This window comes from Flavobacterium sp., from assembly GCF_044349645.1.
Taxonomy (GTDB): domain Bacteria; phylum Bacteroidota; class Bacteroidia; order Flavobacteriales; family Flavobacteriaceae; genus Flavobacterium.
On sequence record NZ_JBIKQP010000001.1, the window covers coordinates 97,340 to 122,751 of the forward strand.

Sequence of the window (25,412 nt, forward strand, 5' to 3'; positions counted from 1 at the left end):
TCAAATTTACATATAACCAAATCCACAAATTAACTATTTAGAATTCCGCACTTCCAGGAGTTCTTGGGAAAGGAATCACATCGCGAATATTGGTCATACCCGTTACAAACAGTACCAATCTTTCAAAACCAAGTCCAAATCCAGAGTGTACTGCGCTTCCAAATCTGCGGGTATCCAAGTACCACCATAATTCTTCTTCGTCTATTCCTAACACTTTCATTTTTTCGACCAATACATCGTAGCGCTCTTCTCTTTGCGAACCACCAACGATTTCACCAATTCCTGGGAATAAAATATCCATGGCACGAACCGTTTTTCCGTCTTCATTCAATCGCATGTAAAACGCCTTAATATTTGCGGGGTAATCGTAAAGAATTACTGGGCATTTAAAGTGTTTTTCTACTAAATAACGCTCGTGCTCTGATTGTAAATCAGCGCCCCATTCTTCAATAATATAATTGAATTTTTTATTTTTATTCGGTTTGCTATTTCTTAAAATATCAATCGCTTCAGTATAAGAAACACGCTTGAAATTGTTTTCTAAAACAAAATTCAATTTCTCTAATAGCGTCATTTCACTACGTTCTGCTTGAGGTTTTACTTTTTCCTCATCGATTAATCGACCTTCAAGAAATTTCAAATCGTCTTGACATTTATCCATGGTGTATTTAATTACATACTGGATAAAATCTTCTGCCAAATCCATGTTGTCACTCAAATCATTGAACGCCACTTCCGGCTCAATCATCCAAAACTCGGCCAAGTGGCGCGACGTGTTGGAGTTTTCAGCACGAAATGTAGGTCCAAAAGTATACACCTGACCCAAAGCCATCGCGTAAGTTTCTGCTTCCAATTGGCCCGAAACCGTTAAGTTGGTTTCTTTACCAAAAAAGTCTTCTTTATAATTTATTTTTCCGTCTTCTGTTTTTGGAGTATTTTCAAATGGTAAAGCCGTAACTTTAAACATTTCTCCCGCGCCTTCCGCATCAGAACCTGTAATAATTGGGGTATTTACATAAACAAAACCGTTGTTTTGAAAATAATTATGAACCGCAAACGACAATACCGATCGCACTCTCATAATTGCTCCAAAAGCATTGGTACGCACTCTTAAATGCGCATTTTCACGCAAAAATTCTAGGGAATGTTTCTTAGGTTGCATTGGGAATTTCTCCGCATCCGAGTCGCCTAAGATTTCAAGTTTTATAACTTGAATTTCAAATTTTTGTCCGGCACCTTGGCTTTCCACTAAAGTACCCGTTACTGAAACTGCCGCTCCAGTAGTAATGCGCTTCAAGGTTTCCTCCGGGGTATTTTCAAAATCAACTACACACTGAATATTATTTATAGTCGAACCGTCATTTAACGCAATAAACTGATTGTTTCTAAACGTGCGCACCCATCCTTTGGCATTCACTTCCTGCAACGTTTTGGTACTATTCAATAAATCTTTAACCTTGGTATGTTTCATCTTGAAAATCTAATAATATTAAAATAAACCTAATTATAGGTGCAAATATAATGGATTTCGACCAATTTTCCTCGTCTAGAATAAACGATTTATCCGATATTTTATTTTGTGAGTTGGCTTTTTTTGGGCGTGCCCCTCCGTAAAAACTCTGGGTCGGGCTTTCCGCTACAAGTCCTCGCAAAGTTCCACTGCGTTCCACTTTACTGCGGGCTTTTCGCTTCAAATGAAATTCACTGAACTCCAAATAAAATAAAAGTATAGTGAAGTACTCCCTCACGTGGGTACAGATTTATAATTTGAGACTTTTGATTTAAGATTTTAAAAAGAGAAAAAACTTAAATTAAAATTCGGATTTAAATAAATAGTATATTTGAGAATAAATATAGCTAAAGTTAATAGAGCGCCTTTACTATAGATAAAACAGGAAAAAAAAGAAACCAAAATATGAAATACAATAAAATTCGCGAAGAAGAACTAAAAAATAAAGTTGGCGCCGACTGGTTTAAAGGGTTTGATACAACGGAAATTTTGGGGAATATAGATTTTACTGTTTTTCCAAAACAAAACAAACTGTTTGATGGCAGAGAACCATTATTGTGGGCTGAAGCTAAAACGGGAAATTTTGATGTAACAACTATGTTTGTTCAATTGGTTCTAACTATTGGTAAGGCTCGAACTTTTGACAAAACACCACCTCCTGCTTTTTTGGGTGCATTTGACTTTCAAAAAATTGCTTTTGTGCCTTACATTAATATTCAAGATATTTTTTATTTAAACGATTTTAATTGGAATGTTACCCCAAGTAACCACGAAACCAAAGAATTTTTACTGATAAAAGAACGTATTGAGGCTATTTTAAGTCAGTATACCTTTGTATATGATTATGAAAAAGACGAGAAAGATTTACAGCATTTTATTAAAAACAACATAGCCAATGCGACTACAACAAGTAAATTAAAAATTGATAAAAACAATTTCATTCCTATTTATTTGCGCTGGTTAGAAATTGTGAAACCGATAATTAATGTAAAATGGGAGGATTTAAATAAAGCTAATATCTTAGACAGTGATTTCTATTTAGCAGACCTTTTTGTCGATGATAAAAATACACAGCAACTTGATGATGATCTTACAATAAGGGATAGTTTGTTTGTGGTTTTTCAGAATGAAGGATATAAAATTGCGAAGGAAAATATCAAACAAATGTTTGATGCTACAATAAGTTTAAAAAATAAAGAAACCTACTTACAATTCTGGAAACGATATAAAAGACCACCTATAATAGAATATCAAGATTATATCATAGAACGCAGGGATTTATTAGTACCTCAGGATATCAGAGAACGTAAAGGAGCTTTTTTTACTCCTCGTATTTGGGTGGAGCTTTCTCAAAAATACCTTACAGATTATTTAGGTGAAAACTGGCAAGACGATTATTACATTTGGGATTGCGCTGGAGGAACGGGCAATCTTTTAGCTGGTTTAACCAATAAATACAACATTTACGCAAGCACACTCGACCAAGCCGATATTAGCGTCATACACGAGCGTATTGAGCATGGGGCCAATTTGCTTAAGAATAATGTCTTTCAATTTGACTTTTTAAATGATGAGTTTATACCAATTTCAAAGGGAGGTAAAATGCCTGACAACTTGTATGACATCTTATCTAAAGAGGCAAAACGCAAAAAGTTAGTCGTTTATATTAATCCTCCGTATGCAGAGGTTTCAAGTGTAGGTGAAAAGGGTAAGGCTGGAGTAAATAAATCAAAATGTCATGATAGATATTCTCCAATAATAGGCACTGCTGGACGTGAAATTTATGTTTTATTTTTGGCAAGAATATATAATGAAATAGATGGTTGTCATATTGCAGAATTTTCTAAATTAAAAACTCTACAAGGTGCTGCTTTTTCTGATTTTAGAATTTTATTTAAAGCTGAAATTTTATCGTCTTTTATTGTACCAGCATGGACTTTTGATAATGTGAAAGGAAATTTCCCGATTGGATTTAAAATTTGGGATACAAAAAACAAAATTCCTTTTTCTACTACATGCTCTGATGTTTATAATGAAAATGGAGATTTTATTGGAACCAAAACGTTTTCTGTTACTAATAAAGAACAATTCATAAATAAATGGATCAGTCAATTTAAAGTTAATGCAAACAATATCGGTTTCTTGGCTGGAACTAACGGTAATGATTTTCAACAGAATGGAATCGTATATATCCTAAATAAAAAAGAACAAATGGCAAACCCACGTGGTATTTGGGTGAGCGAAAAAAACTTAATCCAAGTAGCTGTTTATTTTACAGTTCGGAAATGTGTTGATCAAACATGGTTAAATGATAGGGATCAATTTTTATTTCCAAATGATATGTGGAAAAAAAACATGGAATTTCAAAATGATTGTTTAGCATATATTTTATTCAGTAACAATATTCAAGGTCAATACGGTGTTAATCATTGGATTCCATTCACCGAACAAGAGGTAAATGCAAAAGCTAAGTTTGAAAGTAATTTCATGACTGATTTCATCAAAGGCAAAATCAAAAAAGAAACCTCCAGTGAAACATTATTTGAAGTTGAAGCAATTGCTGAAAGTAAACCATTGGTTTTCTCAGATGAAGCAACAGCAGTTTTTGACTCAGGGCGTGAGTTATGGAAATATTATCACAGTCAAAATGATGTTGATATTAATGTAAACGCAAGTTTTTATGACATCAGAGCCTACTTTCAAGGTACAAACGCATTGGGGAGAATGAATGCTCGTAGTGAAGATGCTACCTACACTAAATTGATTGGTGAACTAAGAAATAACCTTTCAGTTTTAGCAGATAAAATAAAGCCTAAGGTTTATGAGTATGAGTTTTTGAAAGAATAATAAGCTAAGTATTGATTTCAATACTTATTGCCTATTAAAATTTAAATAACGACTGATTTAAAATTCGAAAAGATGAATTTAAACTTTATAATTCTTGTTTTTATTCTGCTTTCAGTAGTTTCTATTTTTGTTTACTCCCGCTAGCGCGAGCGTCTCGCTCGTGAGCAAGAATAAACTATTTCACAAAACGCTCAAAGAACACTCAAAGGCCCACAAAATAAAATATTTTAGTGAATCTTAGTGTCCCTTTGTGGTACTTTGAGTAATAATTTAAGGCCGAGATTCTCCCTCTTAAACATAAAGAAAAACCGGTCAGGAGAAACGGAAACTATTCAATAACCATCTCCGGAATTTCTCCTTCTATAATTAAGTCGGCTTCAGTTGCTGCAATAATATGCTCCACAGAAACGCCTGGCGCTCGTTCCAAAAGTTTAAATCCTTTTGGGGTAATTTCTAAAACCGCCAATTCAGTTACTACTTTTTTAACGCAGCCCACACCTGTTAATGGCAACGTACATTTTTTAAGAATTTTGCTTTCTCCGGCTTTATTTACGTGCATCATCGCCACAATAATATTATCGGCAGAAGCCACTAAATCCATCGCGCCACCCATTCCTTTAACCATTTTCCCTGGAATTTTCCAATTGGCAATATCGCCATTTTCAGAAACTTCCATCGCACCTAAAATTGTTAAATCGACATGTTGACCACGAATCATTCCAAAACTCATCCCAGAGTCAAAAAAACTCGCTCCAGCCAAGGTGGTGATTGTTTGCTTTCCGGCATTAATTACATCGGCGTCTTCTTCGCCTTCAAATGGGAAAGGTCCCATTCCAAGTACACCATTCTCACTTTGAAATTCTACCGAAATGTCTTTCCTAACGTAATTGGCTACTAGGGTTGGAATTCCAATTCCGAGGTTGACGAAATAGTTGTTTTTTACTTCTTTTGCAATTCGTTTTGCGATATCTTCTTTTGTTAGCATTTTAATTTATTTGATGATTTGAAAATTTGAAAATTAGATAATTTTCAAATTACTTCTGCCTTACCGTGCGTTGTTCAATTCTCTTTTCATATTTTTCACCTTGGAAAATCCGTTGCACGAATATCCCTGGAATATGAATTTGGTTGGGATCTAGCGATCCGGCTTCTACTAATTCTTCCACTTCAGCCACGGTAATTTTTGCTGCTCCCGCCATACAAGGATTAAAATTTCTCGCAGTTCCTTTAAAAATTAAATTTCCTGCCGTATCGCCTTTCCACGCTTTTACAATTGCAAAATCGGCTTTAAAAGCATGTTCCATTACGTGCATTTTGCCATTGAATTCTCGAGTTTCTTTTCCTATTGCAACTTCGGTACCAAAACCTGCTGGAGTAAAAAACGCGGGAATTCCCGCTTGTGCGGCACGGCATCTTTCAGCAAGTGTTCCTTGTGGAATTAATTCTACCTCTAATTCGCCAGATAACATTTGACGCTCAAATTCGGCGTTTTCTCCAACATAAGAGGAGATCATTTTTTTGATTTGCTTTTTCTGTAATAGTAATCCAAGTCCAAAATCATCCACACCGGCATTATTAGAAATACAGGTTAGGTTGTGATTCCCTTTTTTTACTAATTCGGCGATGGAATTTTCTGGAATCCCACACAATCCGAAACCACCTAGTAGTATAGTCATTCCGTTTTCAATCCCGTTTAGGGCTTCTTGAACGGTAGGTACTTTTTTATTAATCATTGTTCGTTTATTCTTAGTTTTTCTTACTTCAAAAATAACGAATTATTAATCAATTTTTCCTAATTTTCTATAAAATAAGTAGCCTCAAAATCACCAATTCTGATTTTGAGGCTACTTATTCACTTATACTATAATTTTGAAGCCACCTGAATTCCTAGCCCGGATGGCAGAGGAAATCCCACGCCTTTTCGCGTGGATTGCAACGTACAGCCGGATAAAGCTCCAAAAAACTACAAACTAAATTCGTCTGTATCTTGTTCTGTTTCTGTGGTATCTTTTTTAACTGGTGGCGACCAACAATCGACTTTTATGTTTAGATTATCAGGTCTTTCGAAGTCTTCTTTTGAAAGTGTTAGGGTTTCGTCGGCGTAGCATTTTTTCATCATTAAGCCCCAAATTGGTAATGCTGCCACCGCGCCTTGACCGTAAGTAATGCTTTTAAAACGGGCGGAACGGTCTTCGCAACCTACCCAAACTCCGGTTACCAAATTGGGCACCATTCCCATAAACCAACCGTCGGATTGATTTTGTGTGGTTCCTGTTTTTCCTGCAATTGGGTTGGTAAATACATACGGATAGCCGGTAACTCTGTTGTAACCGTTTCCACCGCCTTGGGTTCTCAATCGAGATCCTGAACCTTCTTCGGTTACACCTTCCAACAATTTAATTACTGCAAAAGCCACGTCTTTGTTCAATACATCGTGCGACTCTGGAATTGGCTCGTAAAGTACCACGCCATTTTTATCTTCAATTCTGGTGATGAACTGCGGTTTGATGTAAACCCCTTGATTGGCAAAAGTGCTGTAGGCGGCAACCATGTCTTGAACGGTAATATCCACAGCTCCTAATGCGATTGAGGGTTGTAAAGGAATTTCTGATTTTATTCCCAATTTTTTTGCTAATTCAACTACTTTTTCTGGACCTACTTTGTCCATTAATTTAGCCGAAACGGTGTTTATGGAGTTGGCCAATGCCTTTTTTAAGGTTACCATTCCGCGGTATTTATTATCGGAATTGGCAGGTGTCCAAGTTTCGGTAACGTGGTGACGACCAACAGGAATTGTAAATGGCGAATCGATAATGGAATCGCATGGAGACATATTCAATTGCTCGATTGCGGTTGCATAAACGAAAGGTTTAAAGGTTGAACCCACTTGTCGCGCGCCTTGACCTACGTGATCGTATTGGAAATATTTATAATTTATACCACCAACCCACGCTTTTACATGTCCGGTTTGCGGTTCCATAGACATTAATCCTGTTTGAAGGAAATGTTTGTAATAGCGAATAGAATCTGAAGGAGTCATAATTGTATCGCGTTCTCCTTTCCATGTGAAAACGGTCATTTTAGTTTTCAAACTAAAAGATTTAATGATCTCTTCGTCGCTTTTATCTTGTAATTTTAATTCTCTCCAACGATCTGAAGATTTCATGGCTTGCATCATGATTTTATCGGTTTCGTCTTTAGATATATTTACAAAAGGAGCATTTTTATTATTTTTTGATTGATCGAAAAATTCCTGCTGTAGATTGGTTAAATGCTCCGTCACCGCTTCTTCTGCATTAGCTTGAATTCTAGAATCGATGGTAGTATAAATTTTTAGTCCGTCTCTGTAAATATCGTATTCAGAACCGTCTGGTTTTTTATTTTCTTTCAACCAATTTTTCATGAATTCTCTAAGGTATTCACGAAAATAAGTGGCAATTCCATCTTTATGGCTTTCTGGGTGAAAGTCTAAAACAATAGGCTCTTTCTCTAATGCCGTTTTTGCTTCTTCAGATAAAAAATTATTTTTCACCATTTGACCAAAAACAACATTTCTACGATTTTGTACTTTTTCTAACCTTTTAATTGGGTTGAAAAGGGAAGGGTTTTTTAACATTCCAACCAACATTGCGCCTTCGCTTACCGTTAAATTTCTAGGTTCTTTTCCGAAATATACTTTTGCTGCAGAGCGAATTCCCACAGCTGTATTAATAAAATCGGCTTTGTTTAAATACATCGCTATGATTTCATTTTTTGTGTATTGGCGTTCTAATCGGATGGCGATAATCCACTCTTTTGCTTTTTGAATAATTCTAAAAGGTAAAAATTTAGATCCTTCACCGTGAAACAATTGTTTTGCTAATTGTTGCGTTAAAGTACTTGCTCCTCCGGAAGTTCCAAAACTTGCAATAGCACGTAAAGTTCCTCTTCCGTCAACTCCTGAATGTTCGTAAAAGCGCTCGTCTTCGGTTGCTACCAATGCATTAACGAGGTGTTTAGGTAAGTCTTGGTATTTTATTGAAGTTCTATTTTCATTGTAAAATTTTCCTATGGTAACTCCATCAGATGAAATTACTTCTGTAGCCAAATTTGAATCTGGATTTTCTAAATCTTCAAATGAAGGCATTGATCCAAAAAGTCCCCAAGAGGCAAAAAGGAAAAATACGATTATTCCAACTAAACCATAAAAAAAGACTTTCCAAAATTTCTTTTTGTAGTAATTGATGTCTTTAACGGGATTGTTATTTTTATTCGCTGCCATATATTTATTCTATTGATTCGATTCTAAAACCAACTTCGGAAATTCCTTCAAGGTCTTGAACTCCCACTATTTTACCTGTTTGTCGTACTGCGTGTTTGATGTGAATTTTATTATTTTCCGATGCTTTGAATTTCACATTTTCTTTATAATACAATTTACTTTCTTTAATATCGCTAAATCCATCACCAAGTAACGCGCCATCTACATCGGCCATTTCATATTCTAATGTGTCTATTTTGGTTAACCCATTTGGCTGCTCCATTGAAACAATTAAAAACAGATTATTGAATTTATAATCCTCATTTGCTCGAAGGTTAATAAACAAATTATATTTTTTCAAAGTATCGACTTTCGGAAGTTCGAAAATGACTTCTTTTTTCATATTCCATGCGCTACCAACTGACTGGTATTCGTCAAAAACCCTTTTTTTGTCACAAGAAATTAAGAGTCCGGCAATAATAATAAAAAGAAAACTACTCTTTAGGCTCATTGTTATTATTAGGTTTAATTTTATTTTCGTTAGGTCTGATTTTGTTATTGCCAAAAGGTTTCCCTTGGTTTTTATTTTGCTGTGGTCTGTTATTATTGTTCCCCACTATTGCATTTTCGCTCGGACGCTTATTATTTCTATTTGATTTTTTCTTTTTCTTAGGCTGATCAAATCTCGTAAGGCTTTCTTGTCCCATGGCATTATTGAAATCTTTTTCAGGTTCAGACACTATTTCTAGAGCAAAATCTTCAAGAGACGAAACCTTCTTTTTCAATTTATTTTCAGCGATAATTTCTTTTACCTGATCGATTTTTAAGACATGCCAATTGGCAAAATTATTGGTGTAGGCAAACCACATTAATCCTTTAAAAATATCTTGCTTTTGGCAAACGGCGTCTCCTTTTTCTGTACTTAATTTTGTATCAAAATCAGGGAAGGTTTTCAACGCATCCATGTAGGTGTCCAACTCATAATTCAAACAACATTTCAATTTACCACATTGTCCAGCTAATTTTTGAGGATTTAGAGACAACTGTTGGTAACGCGCCGCTGAAGTATTTACACTTCTAAAATCAGTTAACCAAGTAGAACAACACAATTCTCTTCCACAAGAACCAATTCCTCCTAATCGAGAGGCTTCTTGACGAAAACCAACTTGCTTCATTTCAATTCTAGTGTTGAATTCTTTAGCAAAATCTTTGATTAACAAACGAAAATCAATTCTTGCTTCGGCAGTATAATAAAAGGTAGCTTTCAGTCCGTCACCTTGAAATTCGATATCAGAAATTTTCATTTCTAGTTTTTGAGCAATTGCCAATTCCCGAGCTCGAACTTTCATTGGCTCTTCTTTGTCTCTAGCTGCCGACCAAATATCGATGTCTTTTTGAGAAGCTTTACGGTATATTTTTAGAATTTCAGGACTGGTGTGATTGACCCCTTTTTTCTTCATTTGAATTTTTACTAATTCACCTGTTAAGGTAACAATACCAACATCGTGACCTGGAGAAGCTTCTGTTGCCACAATATCTCCAATGCTTAAAGTTAGTTTTTCAGTATTTCTGTAAAATTCTTTTCTTCCATTTTTAAAACGCACTTCCACGCAGTCAAAAGGAGCTTCACCATTAGGCAAACTCATGTTTGAAAGCCAGTCAAAGACGGTTAATTTGTTGCAGCTATCGGTGCCACAAGTCCCATTATTTTTACAACCCTTTGGCGCTCCGCCATCTGAAGTTGAACAACTTGTACATGCCATAATTATATTGTGGTGTTGTGACTTGCACAACGTAAGTTCATAACGATTAATGTGTAAAGATATTATTTTAATTTTAGGTTTAAAAGTTTAAAAGTTTAAACTTTTTCTAAAATAGAAAAACCGCTATAACAATAGTAGTAATAGCGGTTTTTGAAATTAATTTTAGAAATTATTCTATGATTTTATATAATTTATCGGATAAACGAATTCGGAAGGGCAATTTAAAGGTGCAAGTAGTACCAGCAACCGCTTTTTTCGATTCGGTTCCGTTGACTAACATTTCTCTAAGTTCAATTTTTTGTTCTCCCGTTGTAACCCCTTTTATCAATAATTGGTCGCCAATATTAATTTCATTTTCTTCAATTAAAAATTGTCCAATATTTGATTTTGGGAAATAATGTTCTCCTTTTCCAATATACAATTTCTTGATTTTTGGAGTTTTCGTTGCAACTGGTTTTTTTTCATTTGTACCAAAAACAGTTTGTGAATCTGAGTTATTTTTGAAAGTTAATACTTCAGATTTTCCTTTTTTGAATATTTTATTTCCGTTTTTTATCCCTCTACGAATGGCTTTTTGTTCGTCTTCAGGTAGGTGAATTATCGACACGCATTCTGTAGAACAACACCCTTCCATATTGGATTTGCAAGAGTCACATTGTATAAATAATAAGTGACAACCTTCGTTAGCACAATTCGTATGAACATCACAAGGAGAACCGCATTGATGGCATTGCGAAACAATATCGTCAGTGATTCTTTCACCTAATCGATGGTCAAAAACAAAGTTTTTCCCAATGAATTTACTCTCTAAACCTTCGGCTTTTACTTGTCGAGTATATTCAATGATTCCGCCTTCTAATTGGTACACATTTTCAAAACCTTTATGTTTAAAATAGGCGCTGGCTTTTTCGCAACGAATTCCTCCGGTGCAATACATCAATAGTTTTTTGTCTTGTTTGTGCTCGGAAAGTTGGTTTTCAATAATTGGCAAACTTTCTCTAAATGTATCAACATCAGGCTTTATAGCATTGGTAAAATGGCCAATTTCTGATTCATAATGATTTCTCATGTCGACCACAATGGTATTTGGATCTTCGAGTAAATCGTTAAATTCTTTTGCTTTTAAGTGGATTCCGATATTGGTTACATCGAAAGTATCGTCTACTAAACCGTCGGCAACAATTTTGTCACGGACTTTAATGGTCAATTTTAAAAATGAAAGATCGTCTTGCTCTACGGCAATATTTAATCGGATTCCCTTCATGAAATCATAAACTTCGATGGTGTCTTTGAAAGCATAAAAATTATCTGCTGGCAAGGAAAGTTGGGCGTTGATCCCTTCTTGGGCTACATAAATTCTTCCTAAGACATCGAGTTGGTTCCAAGCAAGGAATAATTCGTTACGAAATTGAGTGGGGTTTGAAATTTGCGCATAAGCATAGAACGACAAAGTAAGTCTTTGTTTTCCGGCATCGTCAATCATGATGGCTCTTTCTTCTGCGCTTAAGGTGTTGTACAGTTGCATGCTATAAACAATTTAAGTTAAGAAAATTATGTTGAATCTAAAAAATAGAATTCGAAGGCAAAGATAATTTGAAAATTTGGAAATGAACCAATTTGAAAATAAAAAACCCCCTATTAATTAATAATAAGAGGTTTTTGAAGTTTGTTTTCGAATTAACAATATTCGTTGAAAGCGTCTTGCAAGTTTTCTGCGATTAATTCTGCTGGGCGACCTTCAATGTGGTGGCGCTCCAACATGTGAACCAATTCTCCGTTTTTGAATAACGCAACGCTTGGCGATGAAGGAGGAAAAGGAAACATGTGTTTTCTAGCGGCATCAACGGCTTCTTTGTCAACTCCGGCAAAAACAGTTACTAAATTTGAAGGTTTTTTTGCGCCTTCTAAACTCATTTTCACTCCCGGGCGTGCATTTCTAGCGGCACAACCGCATACAGAATTTACTACGACAAGTGTTGTTCCGTCTGCTTTTAATGCGTTTTCTACAGCATCAGCGCTGTGTAAATCTTGAAATCCTGCCGCTGTAAGTTCAGCTTGCATTGGAAGTACCATTTCTTCTGGATACATAATTATATTGATTTTAGATTGTTGATTTTATTTTTGTTCAGCAAAGTTACAAAGATTAGAATCAAGAAATAATTTTCAATTATAAAGTTTTGTTATAATGCTATTGACAAATGCTAAATTTTTAGAAAAACTCTAAAAAAGGCTCTTATGAAAATTGGTTTTGGACATTTCCAAATCACCTGTAAATCTTCGGCAAAGGTTGTTTCTTCATCTAAAAATTTAAAATTCAACTGTGGATTTGGGTTGGTGAATAACGCGGAGAATATTTTTGAACCCATTTCATTAGTTCTATTCAAAATGTCTAATAAAAGCAAGTCATAAAACCAGAATTTATTTATTTTATGAAATTGTTTGAAGTCGGTTTTTGTTTGAAGAAATTGGATTAATTGCGTTGATTTTTTATCGGCATTTTTAAAAGTGTATCCGGTACTTGCTTTAGTCCATCCTCCGGCAGAACCAATATTTAGGAGTCTTTTGGTGTTATTTTTCCAAAATGGAAAACACGTCATTGGAATACTGCCGCGTTCTTTTTCTACAATTTTATAATTGGTAACACCCAACTTTTTTAAATAAATTTCAATTTCCGATTCGTATTCTTTAGTTTCTAAATGGGAGTGAGAAAACAGTGTATATTCTAAAAGTGCTTCTGTTTTTGAGGTTGGGAGCACATACATAAAACGTGTATTTCCCTTTTGTTCAACAGAAAAATCCATGAATGTTGCTTGTTCCGAATTGAAAACTTCTTGTTCAGATTCAATAAACCATCCAATAAAATGCTGTTGCAAAAGCGGATATTGCTTTTGATTTTCAACTTCGAATGGATTCAGAATGCTATTGAATAATTGATCGCAGGAATAGGATTCAGTTTCTGTTTTTAATTCAATTGAAACTTCATTTTCTTCAAATTCTACTACTTTTTGATTTTCAAATGTGATATTATCGTGTTTTGAAATTTCATTTAAAACAAAATTATAAAAATCGACACTTCGAATTTGATTGTATTTATTGGGAGTTAAATCGATATTTACCGATTGATTTTTATTAGCAAAAAGTGCTGAATTCCATTTTTTTGTAACAATTGCATCCCAAGTCTCATTTTTTTCTTCCCAAAAACACCACGTTCTGTCATTGGTTTTTTTAGGATTTTCATCCAATAAAAGAATGGCTTTATCGGAAAATTTACCCGATTTAACCATCTTATAGACTGTCATTAAAGCTGACAAACCTGCACCTGCAAAAATGTAATTGTAATGTTTCATCTTGAAATTTAGAATTTCAAAAATAATCTTTTTTTAGGTTTTATTTTCCTGTAAACACTTTATTTCTTTGGTAAGTTAAATAGTTTAATTTTAAGATTATAAATTTAATTTCTATAAATTATATTTTTGCTCCAATCGAAATATAAAACGTGGTAGATTCACCTGGAAGAATACCAGGTCCAGGATAACCTGTTGAGCGTCGGGTTGCATATTTTTCATTAAATATATTATTGATTCCTGCTTTGAAATTATAATTTTGAAAAAATTTATATTCTGCTGATAAATCAAATACTTTGTAGCTGTCAAGTAATCCAGTCACACCGTTAGTTGATGGAGTTGTTGTATTGTTTGCATCTGTAAAAATTTTTCCAGACATTCTACACTGTAAGGTTGTTGAAATGTTTTTTTTGCCCCATGAAAGTCCAAAATTGTGAATGTATCTGGGAGCATTTTCTACTCTATTTCCTGATAAATCAGTTTGTGTGATTGTTGCATTTGGCGGATTTCCAGTAGTGGAAAATATTTTATAGTTGGTATAACGACTATCGATAAAACTCATAGTGGCAAAAAAGTCAACATTTCCATATTTTTTTTCAATTTCTAACATACTTGTGATGTTAAGATTGAAAAAACTCTCAATTCCTTTATTTACAGTTTCTCCTAAATTTGTTCGAAATAGATAAGTACCTTGATTGGAATCATTGTTTGTAAATTGTCTTACACCACCGATTCGATTATTGTAGTTCAAATAAAACAAACTAAAGTCGAAATTTAAGTAGTTATTTACACTTCCTCTAAATCCTATATCAGCATTAAAACCACTTGCATCTTTTAAGTTTGGATCGATTACATCTGTTACTGCTGATGGAGTTAAATCAGAAAACAGTACAGGCCTGTATGCTTGTGTTATGTTAGCATATACATTTGTTTTAGCAAATTTATACTCCATTCCAAGACCAAATAATGCTTTATTTCTTATTAATTTTTTTTCAGGTAATGCAATATTATTTCCATTAATAATTCCAAATAATCCTTGGCCAATTGAATTTATATGTTCTAATCTTAAACCAGGGGTTACACTAAATTTTTCAGTCAATCGGAATTGATTTTCAGCAAAAATTGCCACATTTTCTGTTACGAAATCTAAATCTCTAGGAAATGGACCGTCAACATATAAATTAAAATCATTTCCTGTGGTTCCTTTACCTTCTTGTAGTCTTTTAGTAGTTGCTTTGTATAACCGTGCCCCAAAAGCTAGATTGTGGGAATTATTTCCAAAATTGTAGCGAAGTATATTTCTATTTTCTAATCCAAAATTTTTGTAATGATCTCTGTCAACTCTTCGGTTTGAATAGTTGTTTGTTGTCAAGTTTATTTCATCCATAGTATTTGGTGTTGCTATAAAACCGACACTATTTCTTTGGCCAATTAATCCAAATACTTTTGTGTTTGATGTTAAATTGGCGTTTACTTTGGTGTCAAATTGTATTGAGAATAAATTCCATGGAGTGCCAAACCAGTTTCTGTTTCTGAAGGATTGTTGTGAATTTTGGATAAATTGCTCATCAGTCAACCCACCTGGTTGCTTCATTTCATAATCCATATTAGTGTATTCGGCGTTTATTTTTGTTTTATCATTAAATCGATATTCTACAAAAGCATGTGAATTTCTAACACTGTATTCGCTATTTTTTCTCCATCCATCGGCACTTCGAGAGTGGTTATAAAGGTAGTATGAGAATTTTTTAGAGCTCCCACCTATTGCATTAAAACTGCTCATTAATCCATAACTGCCAACAGTGTTTTGGGTTTCGAATGAAAATCTTTTCTTAGTTTCTCTTTTCAGTATATAATTCAACATTCCGCCAAACTGTGGTCCGAATTGGAGTGAAGCACCGCCTCGTAACAATTCTATGCTTTCTACAGCTTCTAATGGGGGATTATAATATGCTTCTGGATATCCAAAAACATCTGAAGAAATGTCATATCCATTTTGTCTCGTATTTAGTTCCCAGCTTCGATTTGGACTTAATCCTCTTACACCGATATTAATTTGAATTCCAGAGCCTTCATTTTCCCAAATAGAAACTCCAGGAATCCTAGAAAAAGTTTCTCTTGCATTATTTGTAGTAAAGTTTCCGTTAATGTTAGATAGTTTTAACACTTCGTTTTTTTTCCCTGAAAAAAGAGTGTTATCTTTTATTTCAGGCATTCGTTCCGGACTTTGAATTTTTAAAGTAATTATCACCGGAGCTAAATTCTTGATAGTGTCTTCTTGTTGAAAATTGAATTCTTGGGCATGAAATTGAAAAGTTATAAAACACACACTTACCAAAAGGAAATATTTCATTATTTAGTATTATAATTAATTTGAAGTGCAAATTTAAGTCCTTATGCTTATTTAGACAAATTAAAAATAACAAAATATAAAAAAATTAACATTTGTATATTTAAGTTCTTTTATCAGAGAAAGTTAGCATTAAATTATTACTGCCAGGAGAAGGTTTATTATTAATTATTGAATTGGAAAATAATAAGTAAGCATAAACAAAGTCTTAATTTTTAATTAAATTCGAAATGAGAATCCAATTGCAAAATAATTTTTCGGGGCATTTTTTGTTATTCCAAAGCCCGAAGATAAATCTAACATAAAATTATTGTTTATCAAATAGGTAATTCCGCCGTCAAAACTATGATTAGCAATATCTTTTTGAGGGGCAAAACCAAAGGATTCTATATAAAATCCCATTTTGTTTGTTAATGAAAAACCTGTTGTTAAAGTATATATAAAAGTGGGTTCTGCAGAAAATCCGTCCCATTCGGCACCTAAATTGTAACTTAAAGTCAATTTATTAGACAAAGAGTGTTGCATAACAAATCTAAATCTGGGAGCATAATATTCACTTTGAAAAGTTTTTGAAGCTAGCTTAGGAATAGAAAAATGTCCAATAAATGATGTTTTTGGAATAAACCCTTTCTCATCACTAATTTTAATTTTACAACCAATTAATATAGGATTTATACCTGAATTAGTTTCATTTTGGTTGTTTTCAGATGAAAAAGTGGTGATTAATCGTAACTCGAAATTTTCATTAAGCCCATATTTCCATAGAGTAGATGGAAGCGCATTCGTATTACTAAACGCATCGTTTTTTTGAAATGAAAATCCCGTTTCTACCTGAAACATGCCGGCAGGCACAAGATAAGGCGTTTCAGTTTGATCGGGTCTGTCCGCTTGTAAAGGCTCAATTTGTTGTGCAGTTACAATTAGCGATTGAAAAAACAAAAAGAGTAGTAATTTAATTCTCATAAAATAATTTTTAGACAAATCTAAAAAAAAGTTTTGATAATAAAAAATATGAATTAAATTTGTATTATATATAGGTTATAATAATGACTACCTCAGAAGAAAATTACATCAAAGTTATCTATCATTTATCTTTAGTATCTCCAAAAGGGGTTAATACTAATGCTATTGCAGGAATGATAGACACAAAAGCTTCTTCTGTGACAGATATGTTGAAGAAATTATCAGAAAAAGATTTGGTTTCTTATCAAAAATACCAAGGCGTTACATTAACAGAGAACGGATTGCTTTGTGCAAAAATGATTGTTAGAAAACATCGATTATGGGAAGTGTTTTTAGTTGAAAAATTAAATTTCTCTTGGGATGAAGTTCATGATATTGCGGAAGAATTAGAGCACATTAGATCTGAAAAATTAGTCGATAAATTGGATGAATTTCTTGGTTTTCCAACTTTAGATCCTCACGGGGACCCTATTCCAAATGCAAATGGGGAAATTAAAAATATAGATAAATTATTATTGTCAGACGCTATTTTCAATCAAGATTATATTTGTGTGGGAGTAAAAAATTCATCAGTTGAATTTTTGCAATATTTAGATAAAAAAAATATTTTTTTAGGTGTTCCAATAAAGGTAATTTCCTCTGAAAAATTCGATCATTCTTTCACTATTAATTTGAATTCAGAAACAATTTCTATTTCAAATAAAATAGCTGAAAATCTTTATATTAAATTACGTTAAATATGAGCAAATCACTAGAAGAAGTTAACGAATCGGTTTCTACCCAAAATAAAAAAACGGGCTTTAGAAAGCTGCTTGCCTTTTTTGGTCCTGCCTATTTAATTAGCGTGGGTTATATGGATCCTGGAAATTGGGCCACTGATATTGCTGGTGGAAGTCAGTTTGGTTATGCATTGCTTTGGGTTTTATTGATGAGTAATTTGATGGCTTTGTTATTACAAAGTTTGAGTGCTCGTTTAGGAATAGTCACTCAGCGTGATTTAGCGCAAGCTTCTCGAGAAACCTATTCTCCTTTTGTGAATTACATCCTCTATTTTTTAGCAGAAATTGCTATTGCCGCTTGTGATTTAGCTGAAGTTTTAGGAATGGCAATTGGGATCAATTTATTGTTTGACATCCCTTTAATTCAAGGTGTTTTTATTACTGTTTTTGACACTTTTTTATTGCTTTTCCTTATAAATAAAGGCATTAGGAAGATGGAAGCTTTTGTGATAGTTTTAGTAGTAATTATAGGGATTTCCTTTTTATTTGAAATGTTTTTTGCACAACCTGAAGTGGGCAAAGTTATTTACGGATTAATTCCTTCAATGCCCAATTCAGCAGCTTTGTATATTGCTATTGGAATAATAGGAGCTACCGTAATGCCGCACAATTTATACTTGCATTCCTCTTTGGTACAAACGCGTAAATTTGAAAGAACCAACAAAGGAATTAAGCAAGCTCTAAAATATAATTTAATAGATTCTACTATTGCGCTCAATTTAGCTTTCTTCGTAAACGCTGCCATTTTAATATTGGCTGCAGCCACATTTTACAAAAATGGGATGTATGAAGTCGCTGAAATTCAAGATGCGCACCGATTTTTAGAACCTCTTTTAGGAAGTAAATATGCTCCCATTTTATTTGCAATTGCTTTAATTGCTGCAGGTCAAAGTTCAACAATTACGGGTACTTTAGCAGGGCAAATAGTTATGGAAGGCTATTTGAATTTAAGAATTCAACCATGGGTTCGCCGAATTTTAACCCGATTAATTGCTATTGTTCCGGCTGTAATTGTAATCACTATTTTTGGTGAAGCGGTTACCGGAAAACTATTGATTTTTAGTCAGGTGATTTTAAGTTTACAACTCGGATTTGCAATTATTCCTTTGATTCATTTTGTAAGTGATAAAAGCAAAATGAAGGGATTCCACATCAGTCGCACTACCAAAATAGTATCTTGGCTGGTGGCAATTATCATCGTTTCGTTGAATGTAAAATTGGTATTTGATGAAATTAATGATTGGTTAACCACTTCAGAGAATCCTACATTATTATGGTTTACTGTAGTTCCATTAGCATTTAGTTTCTTACTATTGTTACTCTATATAGTATTTAAACCGTTTATTTCTAAATCTAAGTTGGCTATTGAAAATCATTCACCACACAATTTAAAGTTACAATTTTCTAAAAATGATAACTACACACGAAAAAATATTGCTGTTGCAGTTGATTTCTCAAGTGCTGATGAATCTGCATTAAATAACGCTTTTCAATTGGGTGGCGCTGAAGCAAAATACACATTGATTCACGTGGTTGAAACGGTAGGTGCAATGGTTTATGGCGAAAATATTGACGACCATGAAACCTTAATTGACGAAAAACTATTGGAACAGTACAAAGAAATATTATCCAAAAAAGGAATTAATGTTACTATAAAATTAGGCTTTGGAAAACCAAATTCTGTTATTCCAACAATAATAAATGAAGGCGATTTTGATATTTTAGTAATGGGGACTCACGGGCATACAGGATTTAAAGACTTACTTTTCGGAACTACCGTAGATAAATTACGCCATAAAATTGGCATTCCATTATTAATTGTAAAAAACTAAATTTAGAATACTTTTATTATATTTGGATCTAATCAAATTTTAAAAATATGAAAAAATCGATTATACTATTTTGCATCTTAATATTAGGATCAAAAACATTTTCACAAACCACAGAAAGCGATAAAAAAAAGATCAATGTTACGCTTGATTCTTGGCATAAGGCTGCAGCAAATGCCGAGTTTGACAATTACTTTTCCTATATGTGTTCTAATGGCGTTTTTATTGGGACGGATGCATCTGAAAATTGGCAATTGGATGCATTTAAGACTTTTTCAAAGCCCTATTTTGATAAAGGAAAGGCGTGGAATTTCAATTCTTTGCAGAGAAACATCTATTTTGATAAAACACAAAATACAGCTTGGTTCGATGAATTATTAGACACTCAAATGAAAATTTGCCGAGGATCTGGAGTTCTAATCAAGGAAGGAAATACTTGGAAAATTGCTCATTATGTATTGTCAATGACTATTCCAAATGACAATATTGATGAGGTTGTAAAAATCAAAGAAAAAATTGAAAATGGAATTATTGAAAAATTGAAATCGGAATAAATTATTAATTTTTCGATTCTGATTTCATATTGGAAACTACATAAGTTTTTCCATCTCCGGTTTCTTCAACTGCCTTTAATAAAAATTCCGTTGTTTGTTTTGATGCGTCAAATTCTACGGTTGCTAATTTTTTATCAAAATCTACGGTAGCGCTTTGAACACCATCCATTGACGCTAATTTCTCTTGAATAGTTTTTGCACACCCAACAGCACAGGTCATTCCTTCAATATTAAAAGATGCCTTTTCTGGTTTTACAGCAGCTACAACTGAATTTGTTTTTGAAGCTATTTCAGTTGTTTTTTTGGTTGGAGAAACTTCCGTTTTTTTACAACTAATAAACAATAAGCTTGACAAAGTAATTACTAAGAATGAGGGAATAAAACGCATATTTTTAATTTAATTAAAATAATATCCAAAAAAATAGTTGGATTTCAATTACAAAAATAATTAAAAATTAAAGGTCATATTCTTAAAATTATTACAAAATTTGTAGAAATAATTACCGATATGAATTCGAAGCAAACAAAATGGTTTTTTTTGTTGGTGTTAGCCTTAATTTGGGGCAGCTCTTTTATTCTTATAAAACGAGGATTAGTTGGATTGACACCCTATCAATTGGGTGCTTTTAGAATTATTTTTGCTGGATTATTTTTACTTTCAATAGGGTTTAATTCATTAAAAAGTATTCCAAAACAAAAATGGAAACACATTACATTAACAGCACTTTTTGGAACTTTTATTCCTGCTTTTTTATTTTCAATTGCCGAAACTAGTATAGACAGTTCAATTAGTGCAATATTAAATTCTTTAACTCCATTGAATACTTTAATTTTAGGTGCTTTGTCATTTTCACTGACTTTTAAAAGAACACAAATTTATGGTGTAATTATCGGTTTTATTGGAAGTGTTTTATTGGTTTTTAATGGTGCGATTCATCATCCAGAGCAAAATTATTATTATTCAATTTTTGTAATACTAGCCTCCATTTGTTATGCTCTTAATGTAAATCTCATTAAAAAATATTTATCCGATTTAAGTCCGCTTTCTATTTCCACCGGGAATTTTGCAGTAATGATTATACCTGCAATTTTTATATTATCATTTTCAGGAATTGAAGAAACTATTGCAATTGAAAAAACGCAACTATCTATCTTTTTTATTTTATTATTAGGGGTTATTGGAACTGGAATTGCAAATATTATTTTCTTTAAATTAATTCAAATATCCTCTCCTGTTTTCGCAACTTCAGTTACTTATTTAATTCCAATTATTGCATTCTTCTGGGGATTATTAGATAATGAAATGCTTACTCCAATTCAGTTTTTAGGTGCTTTTATTATTTTAATCGGAGTTTATTTATCTTCTAAAAAATAAAAAAGGCTACCTTCTCAGATAGCCTTTTTCAATTGAATTACTTTTATTTATTATTGGAAATCAGCATCAGAAACACCTTCGTTAATTTTAACATCAGTAGTTTTGAATTCAATTTCTTGTGGACCAAAAGACATTGAAACTTTATAAGGAACTTTAATTCCTTTCACTTCTTTATAATCACTATAGTTGGTTATTTGAGTCATTTTTTGACCATTTGCCTCTTGAGTAACCGCTTGACCTATTTTTAATCCAGTGTTTACATCATAATAATGAGTCGTTTTTCCGTCTTTAATCACGTAAGCATCTGCACCATTAAAAGATTCTATTCCATCTAAAGCAATTGAAGTTTTTGTAGCCATAGTTAATTCAGGAAAAGGCATGGCGCTTTGTTTTGCTTCAGCAAGTTTTTCTCCGTCAAGATCTTTTCTTTTACCTTGTTGTGTTACATAGGCTCCTTTTTCATTAACAACTTGTTTCATGAAACTCATTCCCATTGCTTTCATTTCACTCGCTAGTTTATTAGAAGAAGTAACTTTTGTATTCATTTCTAAAGGAGTTCCTTGGATTTCTCCGCTAGCAACTGTACTAATTGATTTTACCCCTTTAACGACTTTCTCTCCTCCAACAGCTTTAATGTAATTGTCTAAAACTGTTTTTACAGTAACTCCTGCAGGAGCTGCCTTTTTCATTACCGGTTTACTTGTTGGCGCTCCAAATTTGTCAAAATAGAACATTGGAATTTTCAATTTTTCTAAACCAGGAATTACATCACTCCCTTTACCTACAATTACCACTCTGATTTTATCTTCTAAGAAATATTTATTGGCAGCAGCCATTACTTCTTCAGCAGTTACTGCATTAATATTTTTGATATAATTTTCGTAGAAATCTTCAGGAAGTCCTTGAGTTTTTATACGCAAAGCATATCCAGCAACGGTTTGTGGTTTTTCAATTTGCATTACAAATTTACCAACGTAACCAGCTTTTACGTTTGCTAACATTTCATCTGTAACTCTTTCAGTTCTAATTTTCTTAATTTCTTTAAAAAATTCTACAACTGCGCTATCTGTAACGGCATTTCTTACTTGTGTTGAAGCTCTGAAAGTAGAAACATATTTGCTTCCGCCAATACCTGAACGAGCACCATAAGTCCAACCGTGAGCTTCACGAAGATTCATGTTTAAGTAGCTATTAAAATCACCTCCAAGAATTTGATTTGCAACAATTGTTGCAAAATAATCTTTATCAGTCATTTTTAGATTTACGGTATTTTGCAACGCAATTTCCGATTGAACTGCATTTGGCATATCCACAAAATTGATTTGAGAATATTGAACATTTACAGGATCAGTATATTTAACAGAAGGAGCGCTTGCTTTAGCCCAAGATCCAAATAATTTTTCAACTGCTTTTTTAGTTTCTTTGAATTTAACATCACCAATAATAACTAGGTAAGCATTTTCTGGAACAAAATAAGTGTTGTAATTATTTTCAACATCTGCTAGAGTTACATTTTTAATTGTTTCTTCACTTAAATATTCCCCTGAAGGATGGTCTTTTCCGAAAGCCAATACATTTTGTACTCTTCCAGCAACAGCAGCTACACTTTTTTCTTGAGTTTTTAAATTCTCCAATAATTTATCTTTCTCTTTATCAAATTCTTCTTGAGTAAAGTTTGGATTCAAAGCGCCATCAGCCATTAATTCTAATATTCTACCAGAATATTTAGATAAACTACTTCCAGAAGCTCCAGATGCATAAAAACTTAATTCAGCTCCTAGAAAATCAATTTCTTCGTTGAAAGCATCTTTAGAGATTTTCTTACTTCCGTTACCAATTAAGCTACTTGTTAAATTTGCAACTCCTTTTTTAGTCCCTTCGGCATAAGGTGAATTGTCAATATTCAAGCTGAATGAAACTTTTGGTAGTTTGTGGTTTTCAACAATCATTACTTGCAATCCATTAGGAAGAGTAAATGACTGAGGTTTCTTAATATTTATTACTGGAGAAGGTCCAGGTTTTGGCTGAGTTCGATCTTGTGCTTGCATAGTTAAAGTTAAAAACAAGCCTGATAATACTATAATTATTTTTTTCATGATATAATTTCTTAGTTCTGAGCTTTGTCTTTTGATGGAACATAATCCAACAACAATCTCTGATTTGGATTTAAATATTTTTTGGCAACATCTCTAATTTCTTGAGCTGTTATTGAGCGATACATTTCAATTTCTGTATTTATCAAATTAATATCACCGTGTAATAGGTAGTAAGACGCTAAATTTTCAGCGATACCTTCTACATTTGAATTGCCATTTACATAATTATTTTCATAGATATTTTTAAGCTTTTGCATTTCCTTATCTGTCAATAATTCTGTTTGAAGTTTTACTACTTCTTCGTCTATTTCTTTTACGATATCTTCTGAAGTAAATGTTCCTTGAGGCATACCATATAAAATATACATACCATAATCTTCTTGACTGTAATTGAAAGCACCAATTTGAAGAGCCATTTTCTTATCGTCTACAATTTTTTTGTACAATCTAGAGCTTTTTCCTTCGCTTAATACTGTAGAAATCATATCCAATACTCTTGCATCTCTCGTTTTCATTGATGGTGTTCTGTAAGTAGCAACAATCATTGGTTTTTGAATGTTAGGATCTTGATAGCTTGCTTTAATTGTTGAAGTAATTGGTTCTTCAACAAATTTTTCAACTACTACATCTTTTCCTCTAGGAATTGCACCAAAGTATTTGTTAACCCATTCTTTTGTTTTTGCAATATCATTTAAATCTCCCGCAACTACTAAAACAGCGTTATTTGGAACATAGAATTTTTTATTAAAAGCTTGAAATTCTTCTAATGTAGCTGCATCTAAATGTTCCATTGAGCCAATTGGAGCCCAACGGTAAGGGTGTTTAACATACATGTTTTTCTTAACTTCAGCAATTAAACTTCCGTAAGGTTGATTATCAACACGTAGACGTTTTTCTTCTTTTACAACTTCATTTTGAGTGTCAACACCAATTTGATTAATAATAGGATGCATCATTCTTTCCGATTCCATCCAAAGCCCAAGTTCTAAACTATTTGATGGAAATACTTCGTAATAGTAAGTTCGGTCTTCAGAAGTGTTGGCATTATTGGTTCCACCATTGGCAGTTACAATTTTAAACCATTCACCACGTTTAATATTTTCTGTTCCTTCAAATAAAAGGTGTTCAAAAAAGTGAGCAAATCCAGTTCTTTCTGGGTTTTCGTTTTTAGAACCTACATGATACATTACCGAAGTAATGATTACCGGTGCCGAAGCATCGTTATGAAGAATAACATGAAGACCATTGTCTAATGTATATTCCTCAAAAGCAACTTTTTGAGCTGAAGCAACTCCGCCCAGCATAAGCATTGTGCCTAGTGCCATTAATGATTTTTTCATAAAGATTAATAAATTGGTTTGAATTTTTTCTATTTTCTAATAAATAGTAGTTCAAAAATAACTTTTTTTCAATTACGAGTAGCTAAACTGCTTTATATTTAACAGAATTTAACTTTTATTTTTTGAAAATACCGCTCAACCAGCACCAAAACGCCAATAATTACAGATAAATCTTGTTTTTTTACTTAATTGGTTGCACATTAAATATTTAATGGTATATTTGCACTCTTAAAAATTAATTAAACAATATTGTTATGTACGCAATCGTAGAGATAGCAGGGCATCAATTTAAAGTTAGCAAAGATCTAAAGGTTTATGTTAATCGTTTAGCAAGTGAAGAAGGATCGAAAGTTACTTTCGACAAAGTTCTTTTGTTAGATGATAACGGTACAATCACTTTAGGCGCCCCAGCTATAGAAGGT

Annotated in this window: 21 protein-coding genes; 6 read left to right on the forward strand and 15 right to left on the reverse strand. The window is 33.1% G+C overall.

What is annotated here, in order from left to right:
* Nucleotides 1-37 precede the first annotated feature (37 nt).
* Nucleotides 38-1,471 (reverse strand): asparagine--tRNA ligase, encoded by a 1,434-nt coding sequence (asnS, locus tag AC9UFV_RS00430; RefSeq protein WP_509571625.1) that lies wholly within the window; start codon nucleotides 1,469-1,471, stop codon nucleotides 38-40.
* Nucleotides 1,452-1,694: a hypothetical protein gene (locus tag AC9UFV_RS00435; protein WP_509571627.1), complete on the reverse strand. Its 243-nt coding sequence runs from the start codon at nucleotides 1,692-1,694 to the stop codon at nucleotides 1,452-1,454. The genes asnS and AC9UFV_RS00435 overlap by 20 nt, the downstream gene beginning before the upstream one ends.
* Before the next feature lie 221 nt (nucleotides 1,695-1,915).
* On the opposite strand from AC9UFV_RS00435, the gene AC9UFV_RS00440 reads away from it, so the two are divergent.
* Nucleotides 1,916-4,357: a hypothetical protein gene (locus tag AC9UFV_RS00440; protein ID WP_509571630.1), complete on the forward strand. Its 2,442-nt coding sequence runs from the start codon at nucleotides 1,916-1,918 to the stop codon at nucleotides 4,355-4,357.
* A gap of 328 nt (nucleotides 4,358-4,685) precedes the next feature.
* Here AC9UFV_RS00440 and AC9UFV_RS00445 read toward each other — a convergent pair whose 3' ends face one another.
* From AC9UFV_RS00445 to AC9UFV_RS00490, 10 genes are all read right to left on the reverse strand, one after another.
* Entirely contained in the window at nucleotides 4,686-5,342 is a 657-nt protein-coding gene (locus AC9UFV_RS00445) for a 3-oxoacid CoA-transferase subunit B (protein ID WP_509571632.1), read from the reverse strand.
* Nucleotides 5,343-5,391: 49 nt separating this feature from the next.
* A complete protein-coding gene (locus AC9UFV_RS00450; RefSeq protein WP_509571635.1) occupies nucleotides 5,392-6,090 on the reverse strand; it encodes a CoA transferase subunit A in 699 nt (232 codons plus the stop codon).
* Between the two features lie 230 nt (nucleotides 6,091-6,320).
* A complete protein-coding gene (locus tag AC9UFV_RS00455; protein ID WP_509571637.1) occupies nucleotides 6,321-8,618 on the reverse strand; it encodes a penicillin-binding protein 1A in 2,298 nt (765 codons plus the stop codon).
* Nucleotides 8,619-8,622: 4 nt separating this feature from the next.
* Entirely contained in the window at nucleotides 8,623-9,108 is a 486-nt protein-coding gene (locus AC9UFV_RS00460) for a gliding motility lipoprotein GldH (protein ID WP_509571640.1), read from the reverse strand.
* The gene (locus AC9UFV_RS00465; RefSeq protein ID WP_509571642.1) at nucleotides 9,092-10,360 is read right to left on the reverse strand and encodes a PSP1 domain-containing protein; all 1,269 of its coding nucleotides are present in this window, start codon (nucleotides 10,358-10,360) and stop codon (nucleotides 9,092-9,094) included. Before AC9UFV_RS00465 ends, AC9UFV_RS00460 begins: the two co-directional genes overlap by 17 nt.
* 169 nt (nucleotides 10,361-10,529) lie before the next feature.
* Nucleotides 10,530-11,885, reverse strand: coding sequence for an oxygen-dependent tRNA uridine(34) hydroxylase TrhO (trhO, locus tag AC9UFV_RS00470; protein WP_509571645.1), 1,356 nt, complete (start codon nucleotides 11,883-11,885; stop codon nucleotides 10,530-10,532).
* 152 nt (nucleotides 11,886-12,037) lie between these two features.
* Complete coding sequence (locus tag AC9UFV_RS00475) at nucleotides 12,038-12,448, reverse strand: BrxA/BrxB family bacilliredoxin (RefSeq protein WP_509571648.1); 411 nt, start codon at nucleotides 12,446-12,448, stop codon at nucleotides 12,038-12,040.
* 113 nt (nucleotides 12,449-12,561) lie between these two features.
* Nucleotides 12,562-13,707 carry a lycopene cyclase family protein gene (locus tag AC9UFV_RS00480; RefSeq protein WP_509571651.1) on the reverse strand — a complete coding sequence of 382 codons (1,146 nt, stop codon included), beginning with the start codon at nucleotides 13,705-13,707 and terminating at the stop codon, nucleotides 12,562-12,564.
* 118 nt (nucleotides 13,708-13,825) lie between these two features.
* The gene (locus AC9UFV_RS00485) at nucleotides 13,826-16,057 is read right to left on the reverse strand and encodes a TonB-dependent receptor family protein (RefSeq protein WP_509571654.1); all 2,232 of its coding nucleotides are present in this window, start codon (nucleotides 16,055-16,057) and stop codon (nucleotides 13,826-13,828) included.
* 216 nt (nucleotides 16,058-16,273) lie between these two features.
* Nucleotides 16,274-17,017 (reverse strand): transporter, encoded by a 744-nt coding sequence (locus tag AC9UFV_RS00490; protein WP_509571657.1) that lies wholly within the window; start codon nucleotides 17,015-17,017, stop codon nucleotides 16,274-16,276.
* A gap of 83 nt (nucleotides 17,018-17,100) precedes the next feature.
* On the opposite strand from AC9UFV_RS00490, the gene AC9UFV_RS00495 reads away from it, so the two are divergent.
* The 3 genes from AC9UFV_RS00495 to AC9UFV_RS00505 are packed head-to-tail and all read left to right on the forward strand — an operon-like array spanning nucleotide 17,101 to nucleotide 20,179.
* Complete coding sequence (locus AC9UFV_RS00495) at nucleotides 17,101-17,754, forward strand: metal-dependent transcriptional regulator (RefSeq protein WP_509571659.1); 654 nt, start codon at nucleotides 17,101-17,103, stop codon at nucleotides 17,752-17,754.
* A gap of 2 nt (nucleotides 17,755-17,756) precedes the next feature.
* Entirely contained in the window at nucleotides 17,757-19,628 is a 1,872-nt protein-coding gene (locus AC9UFV_RS00500) for an Nramp family divalent metal transporter (protein ID WP_509571662.1), read from the forward strand.
* Between the two features lie 47 nt (nucleotides 19,629-19,675).
* Nucleotides 19,676-20,179, forward strand: a complete 504-nt coding sequence (locus AC9UFV_RS00505) for a nuclear transport factor 2 family protein (protein ID WP_509571665.1) — start codon at nucleotides 19,676-19,678, stop codon at nucleotides 20,177-20,179.
* Nucleotides 20,180-20,183: 4 nt separating this feature from the next.
* Here AC9UFV_RS00505 and AC9UFV_RS00510 read toward each other — a convergent pair whose 3' ends face one another.
* Nucleotides 20,184-20,567, reverse strand: a complete 384-nt coding sequence (locus tag AC9UFV_RS00510; RefSeq protein WP_509571667.1) for a heavy-metal-associated domain-containing protein — start codon at nucleotides 20,565-20,567, stop codon at nucleotides 20,184-20,186.
* A 120-nt stretch (nucleotides 20,568-20,687) separates the two neighbouring features.
* Between AC9UFV_RS00510 and AC9UFV_RS00515 the strand changes: the two genes are divergently transcribed.
* Nucleotides 20,688-21,554 (forward strand): DMT family transporter, encoded by an 867-nt coding sequence (locus AC9UFV_RS00515; protein ID WP_509571670.1) that lies wholly within the window; start codon nucleotides 20,688-20,690, stop codon nucleotides 21,552-21,554.
* A gap of 50 nt (nucleotides 21,555-21,604) precedes the next feature.
* Here the strand turns inward: AC9UFV_RS00515 and AC9UFV_RS00520 are convergent, their stop codons facing one another.
* The gene (locus tag AC9UFV_RS00520) at nucleotides 21,605-23,650 is read right to left on the reverse strand and encodes a M16 family metallopeptidase (RefSeq protein ID WP_509571674.1); all 2,046 of its coding nucleotides are present in this window, start codon (nucleotides 23,648-23,650) and stop codon (nucleotides 21,605-21,607) included.
* A gap of 11 nt (nucleotides 23,651-23,661) precedes the next feature.
* Nucleotides 23,662-24,990, reverse strand: coding sequence for a M16 family metallopeptidase (locus AC9UFV_RS00525; RefSeq protein ID WP_509571677.1), 1,329 nt, complete (start codon nucleotides 24,988-24,990; stop codon nucleotides 23,662-23,664).
* 254 nt (nucleotides 24,991-25,244) lie between these two features.
* Between AC9UFV_RS00525 and rplU the strand changes: the two genes are divergently transcribed.
* A partial coding sequence (rplU, locus tag AC9UFV_RS00530) for a 50S ribosomal protein L21 (RefSeq protein ID WP_509571681.1) occupies nucleotides 25,245-25,412 on the forward strand: 168 nt, incomplete at its 3' end.

Bases quoted from the DNA above. Each gene is read 5' to 3' on its own strand.
- asnS (WP_509571625.1), bottom strand. From the start codon at position 1,471: ATGAAACATACCAAGGTTAAAGATTTATTGAATAGTACCAAAACGTTG.
- AC9UFV_RS00440 (WP_509571630.1), top strand. From the start codon at position 1,916: ATGAAATACAATAAAATTCGCGAAGAAGAACTAAAAAATAAAGTTGGC.
- AC9UFV_RS00445 (WP_509571632.1), bottom strand. From the start codon at position 5,342: ATGCTAACAAAAGAAGATATCGCAAAACGAATTGCAAAAGAAGTAAAA.
- AC9UFV_RS00450 (WP_509571635.1), bottom strand. From the start codon at position 6,090: ATGATTAATAAAAAAGTACCTACCGTTCAAGAAGCCCTAAACGGGATT.
- AC9UFV_RS00455 (WP_509571637.1), bottom strand. From the start codon at position 8,618: ATGGCAGCGAATAAAAATAACAATCCCGTTAAAGACATCAATTACTAC.
- AC9UFV_RS00460 (WP_509571640.1), bottom strand. From the start codon at position 9,108: ATGAGCCTAAAGAGTAGTTTTCTTTTTATTATTATTGCCGGACTCTTA.
- AC9UFV_RS00465 (WP_509571642.1), bottom strand. From the start codon at position 10,360: ATGGCATGTACAAGTTGTTCAACTTCAGATGGCGGAGCGCCAAAGGGT.
- trhO (WP_509571645.1), bottom strand. From the start codon at position 11,885: ATGCAACTGTACAACACCTTAAGCGCAGAAGAAAGAGCCATCATGATT.
- AC9UFV_RS00475 (WP_509571648.1), bottom strand. From the start codon at position 12,448: ATGTATCCAGAAGAAATGGTACTTCCAATGCAAGCTGAACTTACAGCG.
- AC9UFV_RS00480 (WP_509571651.1), bottom strand. From the start codon at position 13,707: ATGAAACATTACAATTACATTTTTGCAGGTGCAGGTTTGTCAGCTTTA.
- AC9UFV_RS00485 (WP_509571654.1), bottom strand. From the start codon at position 16,057: ATGAAATATTTCCTTTTGGTAAGTGTGTGTTTTATAACTTTTCAATTT.
- AC9UFV_RS00490 (WP_509571657.1), bottom strand. From the start codon at position 17,017: ATGAGAATTAAATTACTACTCTTTTTGTTTTTTCAATCGCTAATTGTA.
- AC9UFV_RS00495 (WP_509571659.1), top strand. From the start codon at position 17,101: ATGACTACCTCAGAAGAAAATTACATCAAAGTTATCTATCATTTATCT.
- AC9UFV_RS00500 (WP_509571662.1), top strand. From the start codon at position 17,757: ATGAGCAAATCACTAGAAGAAGTTAACGAATCGGTTTCTACCCAAAAT.
- AC9UFV_RS00505 (WP_509571665.1), top strand. From the start codon at position 19,676: ATGAAAAAATCGATTATACTATTTTGCATCTTAATATTAGGATCAAAA.
- AC9UFV_RS00510 (WP_509571667.1), bottom strand. From the start codon at position 20,567: ATGCGTTTTATTCCCTCATTCTTAGTAATTACTTTGTCAAGCTTATTG.
- AC9UFV_RS00515 (WP_509571670.1), top strand. From the start codon at position 20,688: ATGAATTCGAAGCAAACAAAATGGTTTTTTTTGTTGGTGTTAGCCTTA.
- AC9UFV_RS00520 (WP_509571674.1), bottom strand. From the start codon at position 23,650: ATGAAAAAAATAATTATAGTATTATCAGGCTTGTTTTTAACTTTAACT.
- AC9UFV_RS00525 (WP_509571677.1), bottom strand. From the start codon at position 24,990: ATGAAAAAATCATTAATGGCACTAGGCACAATGCTTATGCTGGGCGGA.